General features: G+C 64.3%; 15 protein-coding genes, 1 tRNA gene and 1 pseudogene. 6 read left to right on the top strand and 11 right to left on the bottom strand.

The genetic code is table 11. The features are described 5' to 3' along the window. The first annotated feature begins 28 nt into the window (after positions 1–28). From rimO to AB4Z00_RS00565, 3 genes are all read left to right on the top strand, one after another. On the top strand, positions 29–1,411 hold the full coding sequence (rimO, locus tag AB4Z00_RS00555; RefSeq protein ID WP_132262002.1) for a 30S ribosomal protein S12 methylthiotransferase RimO: 1,383 nt from the start codon (positions 29–31) through the stop codon (positions 1,409–1,411). 642 nt (positions 1,412–2,053) lie between these two features. Continuing rightward, a complete protein-coding gene (locus AB4Z00_RS00560; protein WP_132262000.1) occupies positions 2,054–2,815 on the top strand; it encodes a competence/damage-inducible protein A in 762 nt (253 codons plus the stop codon). A 3-nt stretch (positions 2,816–2,818) separates the two neighbouring features. Then, positions 2,819–3,376 (top strand): hypothetical protein, encoded by a 558-nt coding sequence (locus tag AB4Z00_RS00565; RefSeq protein ID WP_442044384.1) that lies wholly within the window; start codon positions 2,819–2,821, stop codon positions 3,374–3,376. Between the two features lie 46 nt (positions 3,377–3,422). On the opposite strand, the gene AB4Z00_RS00570 is transcribed toward AB4Z00_RS00565, so the two are convergent. The 3 genes from AB4Z00_RS00570 to rplK all read right to left on the bottom strand — a co-directional run bounded on the left by AB4Z00_RS00570 (position 3,423) and on the right by rplK (position 5,585). Next, positions 3,423–4,271: a TauD/TfdA dioxygenase family protein gene (locus tag AB4Z00_RS00570; protein ID WP_132261996.1), complete on the bottom strand. Its 849-nt coding sequence runs from the start codon at positions 4,269–4,271 to the stop codon at positions 3,423–3,425. A 176-nt stretch (positions 4,272–4,447) separates the two neighbouring features. Then, a complete protein-coding gene (gene rplA, locus AB4Z00_RS00575) occupies positions 4,448–5,149 on the bottom strand; it encodes a 50S ribosomal protein L1 (RefSeq protein WP_132261994.1) in 702 nt (233 codons plus the stop codon). A 4-nt stretch (positions 5,150–5,153) separates the two neighbouring features. Then, entirely contained in the window at positions 5,154–5,585 is a 432-nt protein-coding gene (gene rplK / locus AB4Z00_RS00580) for a 50S ribosomal protein L11 (protein ID WP_021232774.1), read from the bottom strand. 217 nt (positions 5,586–5,802) lie between these two features. Between rplK and AB4Z00_RS00585 the strand changes: the two genes are divergently transcribed. After that, complete coding sequence (locus AB4Z00_RS00585; RefSeq protein ID WP_442044389.1) at positions 5,803–6,549, top strand: GNAT family N-acetyltransferase; 747 nt, start codon at positions 5,803–5,805, stop codon at positions 6,547–6,549. Positions 6,550–6,639: 90 nt separating this feature from the next. Here the strand turns inward: AB4Z00_RS00585 and nusG are convergent, their stop codons facing one another. The 4 genes from nusG to AB4Z00_RS00605 form a co-directional block, all read right to left on the bottom strand. After that, complete coding sequence (nusG, locus tag AB4Z00_RS00590; RefSeq protein ID WP_132261990.1) at positions 6,640–7,176, bottom strand: transcription termination/antitermination protein NusG; 537 nt, start codon at positions 7,174–7,176, stop codon at positions 6,640–6,642. A gap of 30 nt (positions 7,177–7,206) precedes the next feature. Continuing rightward, positions 7,207–7,401, bottom strand: coding sequence for a preprotein translocase subunit SecE (gene secE / locus AB4Z00_RS00595; protein WP_086493495.1), 195 nt, complete (start codon positions 7,399–7,401; stop codon positions 7,207–7,209). A 184-nt stretch (positions 7,402–7,585) separates the two neighbouring features. Further along, positions 7,586–9,115 (bottom strand): hypothetical protein, encoded by a 1,530-nt coding sequence (locus tag AB4Z00_RS00600; RefSeq protein WP_442044392.1) that lies wholly within the window; start codon positions 9,113–9,115, stop codon positions 7,586–7,588. Between the two features lie 253 nt (positions 9,116–9,368). Then, positions 9,369–9,444 (bottom strand) — tRNA-Trp (locus tag AB4Z00_RS00605). A 223-nt stretch (positions 9,445–9,667) separates the two neighbouring features. On the opposite strand from AB4Z00_RS00605, the gene aat reads away from it, so the two are divergent. Then, positions 9,668–10,504 (top strand): leucyl/phenylalanyl-tRNA--protein transferase, encoded by an 837-nt coding sequence (aat, locus tag AB4Z00_RS00610; protein ID WP_442044394.1) that lies wholly within the window; start codon positions 9,668–9,670, stop codon positions 10,502–10,504. Positions 10,505–10,539: 35 nt separating this feature from the next. Here the strand turns inward: aat and AB4Z00_RS00615 are convergent. From AB4Z00_RS00615 to AB4Z00_RS00630, 4 genes and pseudogenes are all read right to left on the bottom strand, one after another. Further along, positions 10,540–10,968, bottom strand: a pseudogene (locus AB4Z00_RS00615) (DUF2155 domain-containing protein); the annotation flags it as partial. Between the two features lie 14 nt (positions 10,969–10,982). After that, on the bottom strand, positions 10,983–11,390 hold the full coding sequence (locus AB4Z00_RS00620) for an NADH:ubiquinone oxidoreductase subunit NDUFA12 (RefSeq protein WP_132261988.1): 408 nt from the start codon (positions 11,388–11,390) through the stop codon (positions 10,983–10,985). A 52-nt stretch (positions 11,391–11,442) separates the two neighbouring features. Next, positions 11,443–11,961, bottom strand: coding sequence for a DUF192 domain-containing protein (locus tag AB4Z00_RS00625; protein ID WP_243841102.1), 519 nt, complete (start codon positions 11,959–11,961; stop codon positions 11,443–11,445). Beyond that, positions 11,962–12,507, bottom strand: coding sequence for a regulatory protein RecX (locus AB4Z00_RS00630; protein WP_442044397.1), 546 nt, complete (start codon positions 12,505–12,507; stop codon positions 11,962–11,964). It abuts the gene before it with no gap. Between the two features lie 151 nt (positions 12,508–12,658). Here AB4Z00_RS00630 and AB4Z00_RS00635 point away from each other — a divergent pair, with 151 nt between their 5' ends. Next, the gene (locus tag AB4Z00_RS00635) at positions 12,659–14,419 is read left to right on the top strand and encodes a fatty acyl-AMP ligase (RefSeq protein ID WP_132261984.1); all 1,761 of its coding nucleotides are present in this window, start codon (positions 12,659–12,661) and stop codon (positions 14,417–14,419) included. The last annotated feature ends 18 nt before the right edge of the window (positions 14,420–14,437 follow it).

Here is a 14,437-nt window from a genome sequence, read left to right on the forward strand (position 1 = left end):
CAATAGGCGTATCGGGCGCGCCATCCCTATGGCTATTGAAATCCCCTCTCCGCCCAAGGTCGGCATGGTCAGCCTCGGCTGCCCCAAGGCGCTTGTCGACTCCGAACGCATCCTCACCCGCCTGCGCGCCGACGGCTATACGATGAGCCCGGACTATGCCGGGGCCGACGTCGTGCTCGTCAACACTTGCGGATTCCTCGATTCCGCGAAGGAAGAGAGCCTCTCCGCGATCGGCGAGGCCATTGCCGAAAACGGCCGCGTGATCGTCACCGGCTGCATGGGCAATGAGGCCGACGTGATCCGCGCTCGCTTCCCGGACGTGCTGGCCGTCACCGGCGCGCATCAGTACGAAGCCGTGGTCGAGGCCGTGCACGAAGCCGCGCCGCCCGAACTTTCGCCTTACGTCGATCTGATTCCCCAGATCTACGACGAAGCCGGCGTCAAGCTCACGCCGCGGCACTACAGCTATCTGAAGATCTCGGAAGGCTGCAACCACGCTTGCTCGTTCTGCATCATTCCCTCGCTGCGCGGGAAGCTGGCGAGCCGCCGTATCGACGCGGTGCTGCGCGAGGCGGAAAAGCTGGTCCAGGCCGGAACGCGCGAACTGCTGGTCATCAGCCAGGACACTTCGGCCTATGGCGTTGACGTGCGGCACGAGACGCGCATGTGGAAGGACCACGAGGTCCGCACGCACATGACGGACCTTGCCCGCGAACTCGGTCAACTCAGCGATTCGCAGGGCCGCAAGCCTTGGGTCCGCCTGCACTACGTCTATCCCTATCCCCATGTCGACGCGGTGATTCCGCTCATGGCGGAAGGACTGTTGACGCCTTACCTCGACATTCCCTTCCAGCACGCTGCGCCTTCGGTGCTCAAGTCGATGAAGCGACCTGCCAACGAGGCCAAGGTGCTCGACCGTCTGCGCAAGTGGCGCGAGATCTGCCCGGATATCGCGATTCGCTCCAGCTTCGTGGTCGGCTTCCCCGGTGAGACCGAGGCGGACTTCCAGTACCTGCTGGACTGGCTGGACGAGGCCCAGCTCGACCGCGTGGGTGCGTTCCGTTTCGAACCCGTCGAAGGCGCAAGCGCCAACGACCTGCCGAACGCCGTGCCCGAAGAGGTCAAGGAAGAACGCTACGCCCGCATCATGGAGAAGACCGCCGCGATCAGCGCTGCCAAGCTTCAGGGCAAAGTTGGCCGTATCCTTCCGGTCATCATCGATGAAGTCGGCGAAGTGGACGAGGACGGCGACATCGGTGCAACCGGCCGCTCTCAGGCCGACGCCCCCGAAATCGACGGCAATGTCTTCCTCCGCAATGCCGGAAAGAACCTGGAAGTCGGTGATATCGTTGACGTTCTTATCGAGGACGCCGACGAGCACGACCTCTACGGCGCCATTACCGAAGTCTGAGCGGGAGTGAGCAGCAGTTGCACGTCTTGCAACGTTGCTCAATCTTTTCGCATTTGCAGCGAATCAGTGTCGGGAGCATATGGAACAGGCCTTTCAGGCATCCTCTCCCAAAAACTTTCCAAGGGCTGGTCTTCGGACCGGCCTTTTTTTTTGCGCTGCATCCGCGCGAATTGACGTTTGCCCCAACGCTCCCGGTCAGGTCTCGCAGATCCGCGCACCTCTCCTTCATCCGTTTCCGGTTTTTAAGGCACTGGCCGCGCCGCTTCATTGCAGGCGCAGCCACAGCGTCCGGAGACTCTCCTACATCGCTCAATGGCCTGAGTTGCGGCACGGCGCGGCATCCGTAGCGCACGAACCGACAGGCGCATGCATTTCTAACAAGCGCATTGCCCCTCAAGACTGCCCGAAATTCAACGCCCGAGCGATCACATGCACGTTATGCAATTACGCCCAATTTTTTCGCATTTGCAGCAAAACCTTTCGCGGATCATAAGGATCGGGCCTTTCAGGCATCCTCTCCCAAAAACTTTCGTAGGGCTGGTCCATCGGATCGGCCCTTTTTTTTGCGCCTATTCCAGGCGAAACGCCGTCCAGCGCCCCCATGTGCTGGCAGTCGGAGCCGCTTTGTCCTAGCCATGCTGCATGGCCGAATCGTTGCGAATCTATACCGCCGCCCTCGTCGTCATCGGTGACGAGATCCTTTCCGGTCGCACGCACGACAAGAACATCGCGCAAGTCGCCGCCTGGCTGCAGGTGCAGGGGATCCGCCTCAAGGAAGTGCGCGTGGTCGCCGACGACACGGCCGCCATCGTCGAGGCCGTGAACACGCTGCGCGCACGCAACGATTATCTCTTCACCACCGGCGGCATCGGCCCGACCCATGATGACATCACCGTCGACGCCATCGCCGAAGCGCTGGGCGTGCCGGTGATCGTCCATCCGGAAGCCCGTGCGATCCTGGAAAGCTACTATGCCACGCGCGGGGGGCTGACGGATGCCCGCCTGCGCATGGCGCGCACGCCGGACGGCGCCAGCCTCATTCCGAATCGCTACACCGGCGCCCCCGGCATCCGCGCCGGAAACGTCTTTATCATGGCCGGCGTCCCCAGCATCACCGCCGGCATGCTCGACGCTCTTTCCGGCCAGCTTGAAGGCGGGGCTCCGCTGCTTTCAGAGACGGTCGGCTGCTGGGTGGGGGAGAGCGAAGTTGCCGAACTCCTGCGCGAAACCGAACGAACCCACGATGGCTGCCAGATCGGCTCCTACCCGTTCTGGGCCGAGGGCCGCACCGGCGCCAATTTCGTGATCCGCTCCGTCAACGCCCAGGATCTTGCCGCCTGCACGCGCGCTCTGGTGCAGGGCCTGGAAGCGATGGGACGGCCCGCGGTGCCCGGTGGCATTTGAGCCATGGCATTCGAGACGGCCGCCGCGCTTGCCCTGATGGCGTCCTCCGCGCCAGTCGCCGTCCAGGCCCCAACGACGCTCGAAGCCTTCGAAGCCGTCCTGGGCCGCCATGACAGCGCCACGCTGGCGCTGGAGGAATGGTGCACCCTGCGCGGCTTTTCCGCCTCTGCGCGGGTGACGGCACAACTCGTGACCGGCAGCGACATCCCCCCACCCGCCGACATCGAAAAGAAGCTGGCGCTGCAGCCCGGCGAGACGGCCGCTCTTCGCAACGTCCGGCTGAGCTGCGGTTCCCGGGTCCTGTCGGTGGCATGGAACTGGTACGTGCCCGAGCGCCTGACTGCGGACATGAACGAGGTGCTACGCTCCAGCGACATGCCTTTCGGCAAGGCCGTGGCCGACCTGCATTTCCGGCGCCTGCCGCTCTCGACGATTGCCGGCGCCGCCGCGAATTGCCCGGCAGGCACGATCTCCACCCATCAGGCCATGCTGGTTCTGCCGGACGAACGGCCTCTGGCCTATCTGGTGGAGTGTTACACCGCGGCCAATCTCCAACCCTGACGTCGCCCCGAACCATGTCCAGAGCGACGCCCGACATCTTCCCGGATCAGGCCGCGACCGCCTCCGTCCCGGCGATCGAGGTTCGGTGCATCATGCGCCCGGTCGACTTGTCATAAGGGATCGCCCGGTGCATCGCGCCGGTATTGTCCCAGATGACGAAGTCGCCCTTGGTCCACTTGTGGCGCAGTGAGAACGCCGGCTGCGCCGCCCATTCCTGCAGACGGATCAGCATGGCGCGGCCCGCCGGCACTTCCATGCCCACGATATGGTCGGCCGTGGTACCGATCACCATCGACTTGCGGCCGGACTCGTGAGTCCAGACCAGCGGATGTTCCTTGATCAGGCCAATCCCCAGAACGCGCTCGCGGTGCTTCTCGGGAATGGCGTCGGCGATCGGGGAGAGGCTGGCGCGCACCGAGTGTACGGCCCGCAGCCCTTCCAACGCTTGCTTCTCTTCCTCCGGCAGCCCTTCGTAAGCGGCGTAAGTGCTGGCGAACTCCGTCTCTCCGCCGATGGCCGGGGCAATCCGGCACGACAGCAGCGTGGCGAATGGCGGAGGCATATCCACCGTGATCCCGTCCATGTGCCAGAAGAACGTCCCCAGCACGTATTCGGGCTGCGGATTGATCTTCTCGTCCAGTGTGACCTGGTAGACGTTGTCGTCGTTCTGCTGGACGTTGTTTCGCGCCGTCAGCTTGACGGTCCCGCCCATCGCATCGGTGATGGCAAGCTGCTCGGCATCGGTCAGGTTGATCTCGGGAAAGACGACGACGGTGCGCTCTTCCACTTTCGCACGGATCGCGGCGGCCGCTTCGGGCGTGAAGATGTCTTCCCGGTCGTCCCACACGACACGCGAACCGATGTGTTCCTTGATGTCCTCGAATCGGATGGCCATGGCGGCGCGCTCTCCAGCTTATCGTTTTGAACAGTTGTTCAGCACGAAATACACCGGCCCGCCTCTCCGCGCAAGCGGGGGCGCGAGGCTGCGGGATCGCCACAACGAAAAAGGGCCGGAGGTTTCCCTCCGGCCCTTCTATCCGTTTCGCATGATCCCGAAGGATCAGGTGCCTATCAGGCGCCGGCGATCTCGGTCGTGTCGATCTTCAGGCCGGGGCCCATCGACGACGAAAGCGAGATCTTGCGAACGTACTTGCCCTTGGAGCCCGAGGGCTTGGCCTTGACGATCGCATCGACGAACGCGCTGAAGTTGGTCAGCAGGTCGGCGTCCGAGAACGACATCTTGCCGATGCCGGCGTGGATGATGCCCTGCTTTTCGACGCGGAACTCGATCTGGCCGCCCTTGGCGTCCTTCACGGCCTGCGTGACGTTCGGGGTAACCGTGCCGAGCTTCGGGTTCGGCATCAGGCCCTTCGGACCCAGCAGCTTACCGAGACGGCCGACGACGCCCATCATGTCCGGGGTGGCAATGACGCGGTCGTAGTCGAGGTTGCCGGCCTGCATGTCGTCCATGAGGTCTTCCGCGCCGACCTTGTCGGCGCCGGCGGCGAGAGCTTCCGCAGCCTTGTCGCCCTTGGCGAACACGGCGACGCGAACGGTCTTGCCGGTACCGGCCGGAAGCGAAACCATGCCGCGAACCATCTGGTCGGCGTGACGCGGGTCAACGCCCAGGTTCATCGCGACTTCGACGGTTTCGTCGAACTTGGTGGTCTTCAGGTCGCGCAGGGTCTGCAGCGCGTCAGCGACGGGGTAGTGCTTGAGGTTGTCGCCGAGCTTTTCGGTCAGCGACTTCTGCTTCTTGGTCACCTTGGCCATGGAATCAGCCCTCCACCACTTCGAGGCCCATCGCGCGGGCCGAACCTTCGATGATCTTGGTGGCGGCATCAATGTCGTTGGCATTGAGGTCGGCCATCTTGACCTGGGCGATTTCGGCAAGCTGCGAGCGCTTGACGGTACCGGCGCTGATCTTACCCGGCTCCTTGGAACCCGACTTCAGGTTCACGGCCTTCTTGATGAGGAAGGTCGCCGGGGGGGTCTTGGTGACGAACGTGAAGCTGCGATCCGCATACACCGTGATGATGGTGGGGATCGGCATGCCCTTTTCGAGCTCCTGCGTGGCAGCATTGAACGCCTTGCAGAATTCCATGATGTTCACGCCGCGCTGACCCAGCGCAGGGCCGATCGGCGGGGACGGCGTGGCGCTGCCGGCCTTGACCTGCAGCTTGATGTAACCTTCGATCTTCTTGGCCATGTGGCCACTCCTTCACACTTTCGCACCTGCCGGGCAGATGCTCATGTTTAGCGGTTTTACGGGTGCCGGAGCATCCTCCCGCAGGGAATCGGGCGGCACGAGGCCGAACCGAAGGGCGCGCCCCTAAACCATATCGTTCGAAAAGGAAAGCGCCGGTTTCGGCAATTCGCCGCCCGATCTTGCTGGCGCCTGATCCTGCTGACGCCTGGCCTTGCTGATGGCCGATCTTGCTCCCATAGGCTGCGACATCATGGCAGACAGCGAACTCGACAATCTCATCTGGGCGGCACTGTCCGGTGAACAGGCCGGTTTCTCCATCGGCAACGACCGGGCAAAGCGCTTCCATCCCTCAATCGGCCCGCTTGCCGCACTTCGCGATCTTTCGCCGGAAAGCCTCGAAGCCTTTGGCGAACTGGTCCGCACCACCGGCCTCGCCGCACTCGGCCTTGTCGGCATGGCCGAGGACCTCCCGGTTCCGGGCACCGAGATCCTTCGCAGCGCAGAGGGCGTGCAACTGCTGTTCGACGAAAGCAACGCCGCCGCCGTAGAGGAGATCGCCCGCGCCGAGAACGATCCGCGCACCGTTCCGCTCGGCCAGAGCGACTACCCGGACATGCTGGAACTCGCGCTGCTGACCGAACCCGGCCCCTTTGCCGAGCGCACGGGCGACCTCGGTCGCTTCTGGGGCATTCGCGAGAACGGCCGCCTGCTGGCCATGGCCGGTCAGCGCGTACGCACGGCAGAGCATGTGGAAGTCAGCGGCGTCTGCACCCATCCCGACGGTCGGGGCAAGGGCTACGCCGCCCTGCTCTCACGCCGCGTGGCCGGCGCGATTCGGGCTTCGGGACAGCGGCCCCTGCTCCACAGCTATGCCGATAACGAGACGGCCCTGGCGCTCTACGGCAGGCTGGGCTTCGCCGAGCGCGCACGGGTTCGCTTCACCGTTTATGCACCGCCAGGCTGAAACGGCGGCGCGTAGGCCAGATCGAAACCAGGCGGAGAAACGAAAAAGGCCGGGCGAGATGCCCGGCCTTTTTCGTTTTCTTGCCAACGATTACTTGCTGAGTTCGACGTGTTCGAAGTCCAGCTCGACCGGCGTGGCGCGGCCGAAGATCGACACCGACACCTTGACCTTGTTCTTGTCGAAATCGAGTTCCTCGACGATGCCGTTGAAGCTGGCGAAGGGGCCATCGAGGACCTTCACCGAATCGCCGATCTCGTAATCGATGCTGACGGTCTTGCGCGGCGCGGCAGCGGCGGCTTCGGCGGCGCCGAAGTAACGGGCAGCCTCGGTCTCGCTGATTGCCTGCGGCTTGCCGCTGGAACCCAGGAAGCCGGTGACCTTCGGGGTGTTCTTGACGAGGTGGTAGACGTCGTCGTTCAGCGCGAGCTTGGCGAGCACATAGCCCGGCATGGTCTTGCGTTCGGTCTGAACCTTCTTGCCGCGCTTGACCTCAGTGATGGTCTCGTGCGGAACCTGAACGTCCTCGACGAGCTGCGAAAGTCCCATCCGCTCGGCTTCCGAGAGGATGGATTCCTTTACCTTGTTCTCGAAGCCGGAATAAGCGTGGATGATGTACCAGCGGGCCATGGATCTCTCTTCGTAAGCTAGTTCAGGCGATCACAGCAGCGACAGGATCGAGCTGACGACCCAGCCGAACAGTGCGTCGATCCCCAGGAAGAACACCGCGAGAAAGACCGTCATGATGCCGACGAAGATTGCCGTCGTCACCGTCTCCTGGCGCGAAGGCCAGTAGATCTTGGAGGTTTCCGTACGCACCTGGCGGATGAATTCGCCGGGACTGGTCTTGGCCATGACTGTCGTTCTCGCGTCTCTTGCCTGCTGCCTGAGCAGAAAAATAAGTCTCGGCTTCCGGCTAGGGGCCATCGCCGCCCCGGCCGTGGCCGGGAGGGGCAGATGCGATCCTCATGTCGGAAGGAAACGCCGACTTAGCCCCGGCCCGCTCGATTTGCAAGGTCTGGCGAACCGCTCCGTAAACCTAGGACGAAGGGTCCGCGGGATCGGCCAGCCGGGCCAGGAACGAGTTCGGGCTGGAGTAGAGAATGCGCGCCCCGTCGGGCAGCGCCACCGGCTTGATCCGCCCGATATACCAGAGATACTCGGCATGGCGCGCAGGGCCGAACTTGCGCAAGTCGATGTGCTGGCGCGGCGAATAGAGGATGYGCTGGCTCGGATCGGCAAAGCGGTAGGACAAGTCGCGCATGGAGAGCATGTGCACGTTCGGCAGGGCGAAGTTGGAATTCTCCATCGCGCTGCGACGCACCACGGCATAGGAGCCGAAGTGCTCGAACGGGCCGAACCGCCACTGGATACGCGGAATCGCCACGGCCGTGGCCACGCGGGCGCCTTCGGGCACCTGGTCGAGCGCGGCGATCAGCTGGCGGGCGGTCTGCGCGTCCTCGTACCAGACCACGGTCGTCACGGCCGTGCGGGAAAGGAACAGCGAGGCCGCAGCCACGACCATCCAGCGCCGGATCGGCAGATCGATCGCAAGGCAGGCCACCAGCAGCGCCGTGGTGCTCAAACGGTAGTCGGCATAGTCGCCGCCGAAGATCTGGCGCGGCACCACGAGCGTCAGCATTAGCAGAATCAGCGCCGCCCAGCCGAAGCGGCCATCGATGCGCTTGCGCAGCAGCGCATAGCCCAGCGCCACCAGCACGAGATCCAGGCTAATGATATCAAAGTAGAAATCGAAGCTGCGCATCGACTTGTAGAGGATGCCCCACTTGTAATCGAGCACGTAGCGCCCGTAGGACACCTTCGAATTCGCGCCCATGCCGATCAGCATCGGCAGCAGGGGGAAGATCAGCGGCCAGGGCTTGAGGAACGGGCGCCAGTCCAGCCAGCTGCTCCGGCGGCTCCATTCGTAGCCGAACAGGAGCACGCCCATCACTGCCCAGCCCGAGACGTGGCAAAGCCAGACCACGAAACCGATCGGCACCATGACGGCCCAGCGCCAGGGGCGGTCTTCCAGCTTCACCCAGAGGGCGAACGTGAACAGCCCCAGCGCCAGCGACAGCGAATAGTTGAGAAAGCCCATCAGCAGCGAGGGCGACCAGATCATCGCGAAAGCCAGGATCGGCCCGACCCCGAGTTTGCGGCCCAGCGAACGGCAGGCCGCCACGATCGACAGGCCCGAAAGGAAGGGAATCATCGCCACGATGATTCGCCCGGCCTGTTCCAGCCCGAAGATCGGCGCCATCGGCACCATCAGCAGCTCGACGCCGAGATTGCCGGTCCATTCCCAGTTGAACACGAAATAGCGCGTCAGATAAGGGTCTGCGCCGTGGTCCAGCGCAACCTTGTAGCCAGCCAGGTGCGAGGGATAATCCGTCATCTGCGGCGCCCAGGCGACCAGCGCCGGCAGGGCCGCAACAGCCGACAGGACAACGCCCAGGACAAGCGCCCTGTCCTGGCCCAGCAACTCGGCAAGGCGCTGCCAAAGGGCACGCCACCTGCCGTTGTTCAGTCCGATCTGTTCCGCCTGCGGTCGCGCGGTTCCGTGCATCAGCGCCTGTTTCTTTCTCGAGAAAGCCCCCGAACGTACTTGGCCGGAGCCGCCGATCGAAATCGTGCATGGGCTCGATTCGCCAAACGCGGCTGTCTAGTCGCAGCGACGCGAATGACAAGACCGCGTATGGGGCAGCACGCTATCGTGCTTTTCCGTTTATCGCAATTGCAGCATAATACGCGAAACGCCCGCCTCCGAAAATATCCGGAGCGGGCGCTTGGCAAGTGCCTCAACGCTTTTCGAAAAAAGCTGGCAGGAGTGCACGGACTCGAACCGTGGGCCCTCGGTTTTGGAGACCGATGCTCTACCAACTGAGCTACACTCCTGCGGGCGAAGGAGCCTCTAGAAGGAGAAGAAGAGGATTACAAGAGGGTTACAGGGCATGATGACAAGTTATTTCCCGCCCTTGCATTTTACGGGGCTGGGACCCCAGGTTACACGAGGATTCCCGGGATTTCGGGATGGGGGCAAAGCGCTCCGAACACGCGTTTTTCCGGTTGGCCCCGGATTTGGGATCGGCCTTTCAGATCAGGAATTCACGGCAGGACCATGCACGCGCCCCGCTCACCCTCGATGATCGAGCCGGAACTCCTCATGCTCGCCTACCGCAGCGGGATCTTCCCCATGGCGGACAGCCGGGACGACCCGGAGATCTTCTGGATAGAGCCGCGTCTCCGCGCGATCCTGCCGCTCGGTGGATTCCACTTGTCCCACTCGCTGGCGAGGACGCTGCGCCGGGAGCGGTTTTCCGTAACCTGCAATGCGGCCTTCTCCGAAGTCATGGAAGCCTGCGCCGCACCGCGCCAGGTCGCTGAAAAGGCCGGCGAGGATGGTGAAGACGAAAGCGGCAGCTGGATCAGCCACCGTATCCAGGCCAGCTACGAGAACCTGCACTTCCTGGGGCACGCTCACTCGGTGGAGGTATGGCAGCACGATGCGGACGATCGCCGCCAGTTGGTCGGGGGACTCTACGGCGTGGGATTCGACCGGGTGTTCTGCGGAGAAAGCATGTTCTCGCGCGCGACCGATTCGTCGAAAGTCGCGCTGGCCTATCTGGTCGCTTCGCTGCGCCGGGCCCGTGTCAGCCTGCTCGACTGCCAGTTCATGACGCCGCACCTGGCCTCGTTAGGTGCCGTGGAAATGCCGCAGAAGCGCTACCTGACGCTTCTCCAGGAAGCTCAGTCCTCGGGCGCGGCTTCGGGAATGGCCGCGGGCGCCGGCGCGGCGGACGATGTCGCGCCTGGCGAAGGGGCCGCTGCAGACGAAGAGGCCGGGGCGCTGGCGCTGCCCGTGGCCTTTGCAGCGCTCCTGGCGGAAGGCGCCGAAGACGGCAGCGCTTCCTCGCCGGGGAAGTTCATCGCGCAGCTCTTGACCCAGACGTCGTAGACCGGGTGCTCGACGACGTTGAGCGCCGGCGAATTCTTGAACAGCCAGCCCGAAAAGACCTTGTGCCATCCCAGCTTCTCGGCCGCGCTGCGGCGCTCTTCGACGAAGGCCTGGACGAAGGCGCCCTCTTCCTGCGGCTGCTCCCAGGGAAGCGACTTCTCGCAAGTGGCGACCTTGACGACGAGGTTGCCGATCCGGCGTGCCTCGCCCGGCTTCATCACCAGGTCCTGCGTGAGGTTGTTGCGCTTGTTAAGCACGCCGAGCGTGACGACGCGGTCCTTGTTCGGCGTACCGATCTGCTGCCCCTTGGCAGCCTGCGCCGGCCCCGCCTGCATCCCGGCGATCGCATCGGGAACGCTGGTGTCCTGCACTTCAGGCGCCGGCTCCCCCTTGCCGCATCCTGCAAGGAGCGACAGGACGAGCGCCGGCGCAAAAGCGACGGTCCGGCCGAAAGGAGCCCGCATCACCGCAGCGCCCCTCAGGCTTCCGGAGACCAGGCCTCGTAATCGCCGGTGGCGGGGGCACGCTTGCCGCCCCGCTCCAGCGCGCCCTGCGGGCGATAGGCGGTTGCGGTGCCGGTGGCGTTGGGGGTGTAGTCCACTTCCCAAATGCGCGCGGGAGCCAGGTGGCTTTCCGGCACGCCGTCATAGGAGTGATGCAGCCAGCCGTGCCATTCGGACGGCACGTTGCTGGCGTCGTTGGCGCCCGCATAGATCACCCAGCGGCGCTCGTACCCTTCGGTAGTCCGCACTTTGTCGGACTTCGAACGGAAGTACTTGTTGCCCTGCGCGTCGGTGCCGACGTGCTCGCCATTGCGCGAGCTCCAGAGCGAGGTGCCAATGGTGGCGCCGTCCCACCAGGTGAAGATCTTGGACAGGATTCCCATGAGCCGCGCGTTAGCGCTGTTCGCAGCCGATGCCAAGGGCCTTGCCGTCAACTTAAGGCGCTTTCCACGAGACCTCGTCGCCCGGCGCGATCCCCAACTGCGCCGCACGCCCCCCGTTCAGCTCGAGCACGGCGATCACCGGACCCGCGGAAGGCAGCGGCGTTTCGTCGTAAGGCCTGGCATTCGCGGCGATGTTCAAGATGCGGTGATCCGGCCCGATAAAGAGCAGATCGAGCGGAATCACCGTGTTACGCATCCAGAAGGCGGCCGGAGCCGGTGCCTTGCGGGGGAAGATCATGCCCTCGTCCACGCCCATTTCGGTGCGGAACATCAGCCCCTTGGCCTGCTCGGCCTCGCTGCGGGCCACTTCGACTTCGAAACCATGCGCCTTGCCCGAGACGCGAACGACCAGGGGAATCACCGGCAGGCCGGAAACCGGATGGATCGCCGTCTTGGTCTGAACGGCGCCGGCAGCCTCGCCCGCGCTCCGGGAGCACCCCGTCGCTGACAGGACCACGCCGGAAACCAGCATGCAGGCAAACAAGGCAGGCAGTTGGCGGATCGGACGCACTCAATAGTCTCCCGTGTCGGATTCGGCCCATTGCTCCGCATCCTCGGCATCGGAGGCATCGACGATACGCCGGGCAATGTCGAGCCGGTGCCCTGCCCGCAGCATCGCCGCCAGATGCTTTTCGCGCAGCGGCCGGTCCGGCGCCTCGGCCGCGAAAGGGCCGAAGCGCCGACGCCGCGCCAGCACCAGCGCCGCACGCCGCTCCGCCGCGGCATCGGGCCGCACTTCCGCGCGCAAGTCCTCGTCCAACCCGGCATGGCCCAGCGCCTCGCCCACCCGGCGCGCGCCATAACCGCGCCGCAACAGGCTGCCGGCCTTCATCCGCGCCCAGACCGCGTCGTCGACATAGCCCTTCTCTACGAAGCGGCCGATCATCGCCTCCAGATCGGGCCGCCCTTCCCCATCCCAGCCCCGTTCGCGGAGCTTGCGCTGCAGATAATCGCGCAGCTTCCCTTGCGTCGTGGCGAAACGCGCGACATAGGCCAGCGCCAATTCTTCCAGGCGGGCCTCGGTCAGGGGTTGCGGATTGCGACGGTTCTCGGACATCTTGCCCTATTCGTGCCACAGTCGGCTCGGATTGGGGAGAGCGCACGGAACCACGTCGTGCGGAATTGCTATGTCCGGTTCAGGTAAGACCGGATAATAGCGCGGGGTTCCGGTGAGAATAAACGGTATAACAACAACGGGTTAGAACGAAATGAACGACACCATCAACGTGGTGCCGCGAGCGAGCGAAGCACTTGTCGCCACCCCGAACCAGGATGCGCTTGCCCGCCGCTTTGCCGATTTCGACACCTTCGGCGATGCGCTGGACTATGCGGCGCAGGGGCAGCGCGGCTTCAATTTCCACGATCCGCGCGGCACGCTGAAACACGTCTATCCGTTCAGCGAACTGCGCACGGATTCGATCAAGGTGGCCCATGCGCTGATCGCGCGCGGCGTGAAGCCGAACGATCGCGTGGCCCTGATCGCGGAAACCGGCGCCGATTTCGCATCGCTTTTCTGCGGCGTGGTCTATGCGGGCGCCTGGCCCGTTCCCCTGCCGCTGCCCACCAGCTTCGGCGGCAAGGACAACTATATCGAGCAGCTTTCGGTCCAGCTTTCCAGCTCGGACCCGATGCTCCTGGTCGGTCCGGACGAAATCGCCGAAATGACCGCCAAGGCCGCCGAGCGCCAGGGCTGCGATCATGCCACCTGGGCCGACTTCGCGGCAAAGGACGCGCCGGTCGTGGCGCTTCCCAAGGCCAGCCCGGACGACATCTGCTATCTGCAGTACTCCAGCGGCTCTACCCGCTTCCCCCACGGCGTGGCGGTCACGCACCGTTCGCTCATGTCGAACCTGGCCGCGCATAGCCACGGCATGGAACTGGCCGAAGGCGACCGCTGCATTTCGTGGCTGCCCTGGTACCACGACATGGGCCTGGTCGGCTGCTTCCTCTCGCTGATCGCCAACCAGGTCTCGGGCGACTATCTCAAGACGGAAGATTTCGCCCGCCGCCCGCTGGCATGGCTGGACATGATCACCCGCAACGAAGGCACGTCGATCTCGTATTCGCCCACCTTCGGCTACGACATCTGCGCCCGCCGCATCTCCAGCCAGAGCCCGGTCTCCGATCGCTTCGATCTGTCGCGCTGGCGCCTCGCCGGCAACGGCGCGGACATGATCCGTCCCGACGTGATGCAGAGCTTCGTGAATGCCTTTGCCGACGCGGGCTTCAAGGCTTCGGCCTTCCTGCCTAGCTACGGCCTGGCCGAAGCGACCCTGGCCGTGACCATCATGCCGCCGGGCGAAGGCATCCGCGTGGAACTGGTCGAGGAAGAACGCCTTTCGGGCAGCCCGCGCGACCTCAGCCGCCCGGCGCGCTACCGCGCCATCGTCAACTGCGGCAAGCCCGTGCTCGACATGGAAGTCGTGATCCGCGGCGAAAACGGCGAAAGCCTCTCGGACCACCAGATCGGCAAGGTCTGGTGCCGCGGCACCAGCGTGATGCACTCCTACTTCCGCGACCCCGAAGCGACCGAGGCCTGCCTCGTCGACGGATGGCTGGACACGGGCGACATGGGCTACATGGCCGATGGCTACCTGTTCATCGTCGGCCGGGCGAAGGACATGATCATCATCAACGGCAAGAACCACTGGCCCCAGGACATCGAATGGGCCGTGGAACAGCTGCCGGGCTTCAACCATGGTGACATCGCCGCCTTCTCGGTGGAAATGGACAATGGCGAAGAAGCGCCCGCCGTGCTGGTCCATTGCCGCGTTTCCGATCCGGTGAAGCGCGTGGAACTGCGCGACTTGATCCGCGACAAGGTGCGCTCGATCACCGGCATGAACTGCGTGGTGGAACTCGTTCCGCCCAAGAGCCTGCCCCGCACCAGTTCGGGCAAGCTCAGCCGCGCCAAGGCCAAGAAGCTCTACCTTTCGGGTGAAATCGAGCCCTTCAAGCTCGCCGCCTGAAGCCGGGTTCAGCAATCG

This window comes from Novosphingobium sp. YAF33 (assembly GCF_052113265.1).
Lineage (GTDB): Bacteria > Pseudomonadota > Alphaproteobacteria > Sphingomonadales > Sphingomonadaceae > Novosphingobium.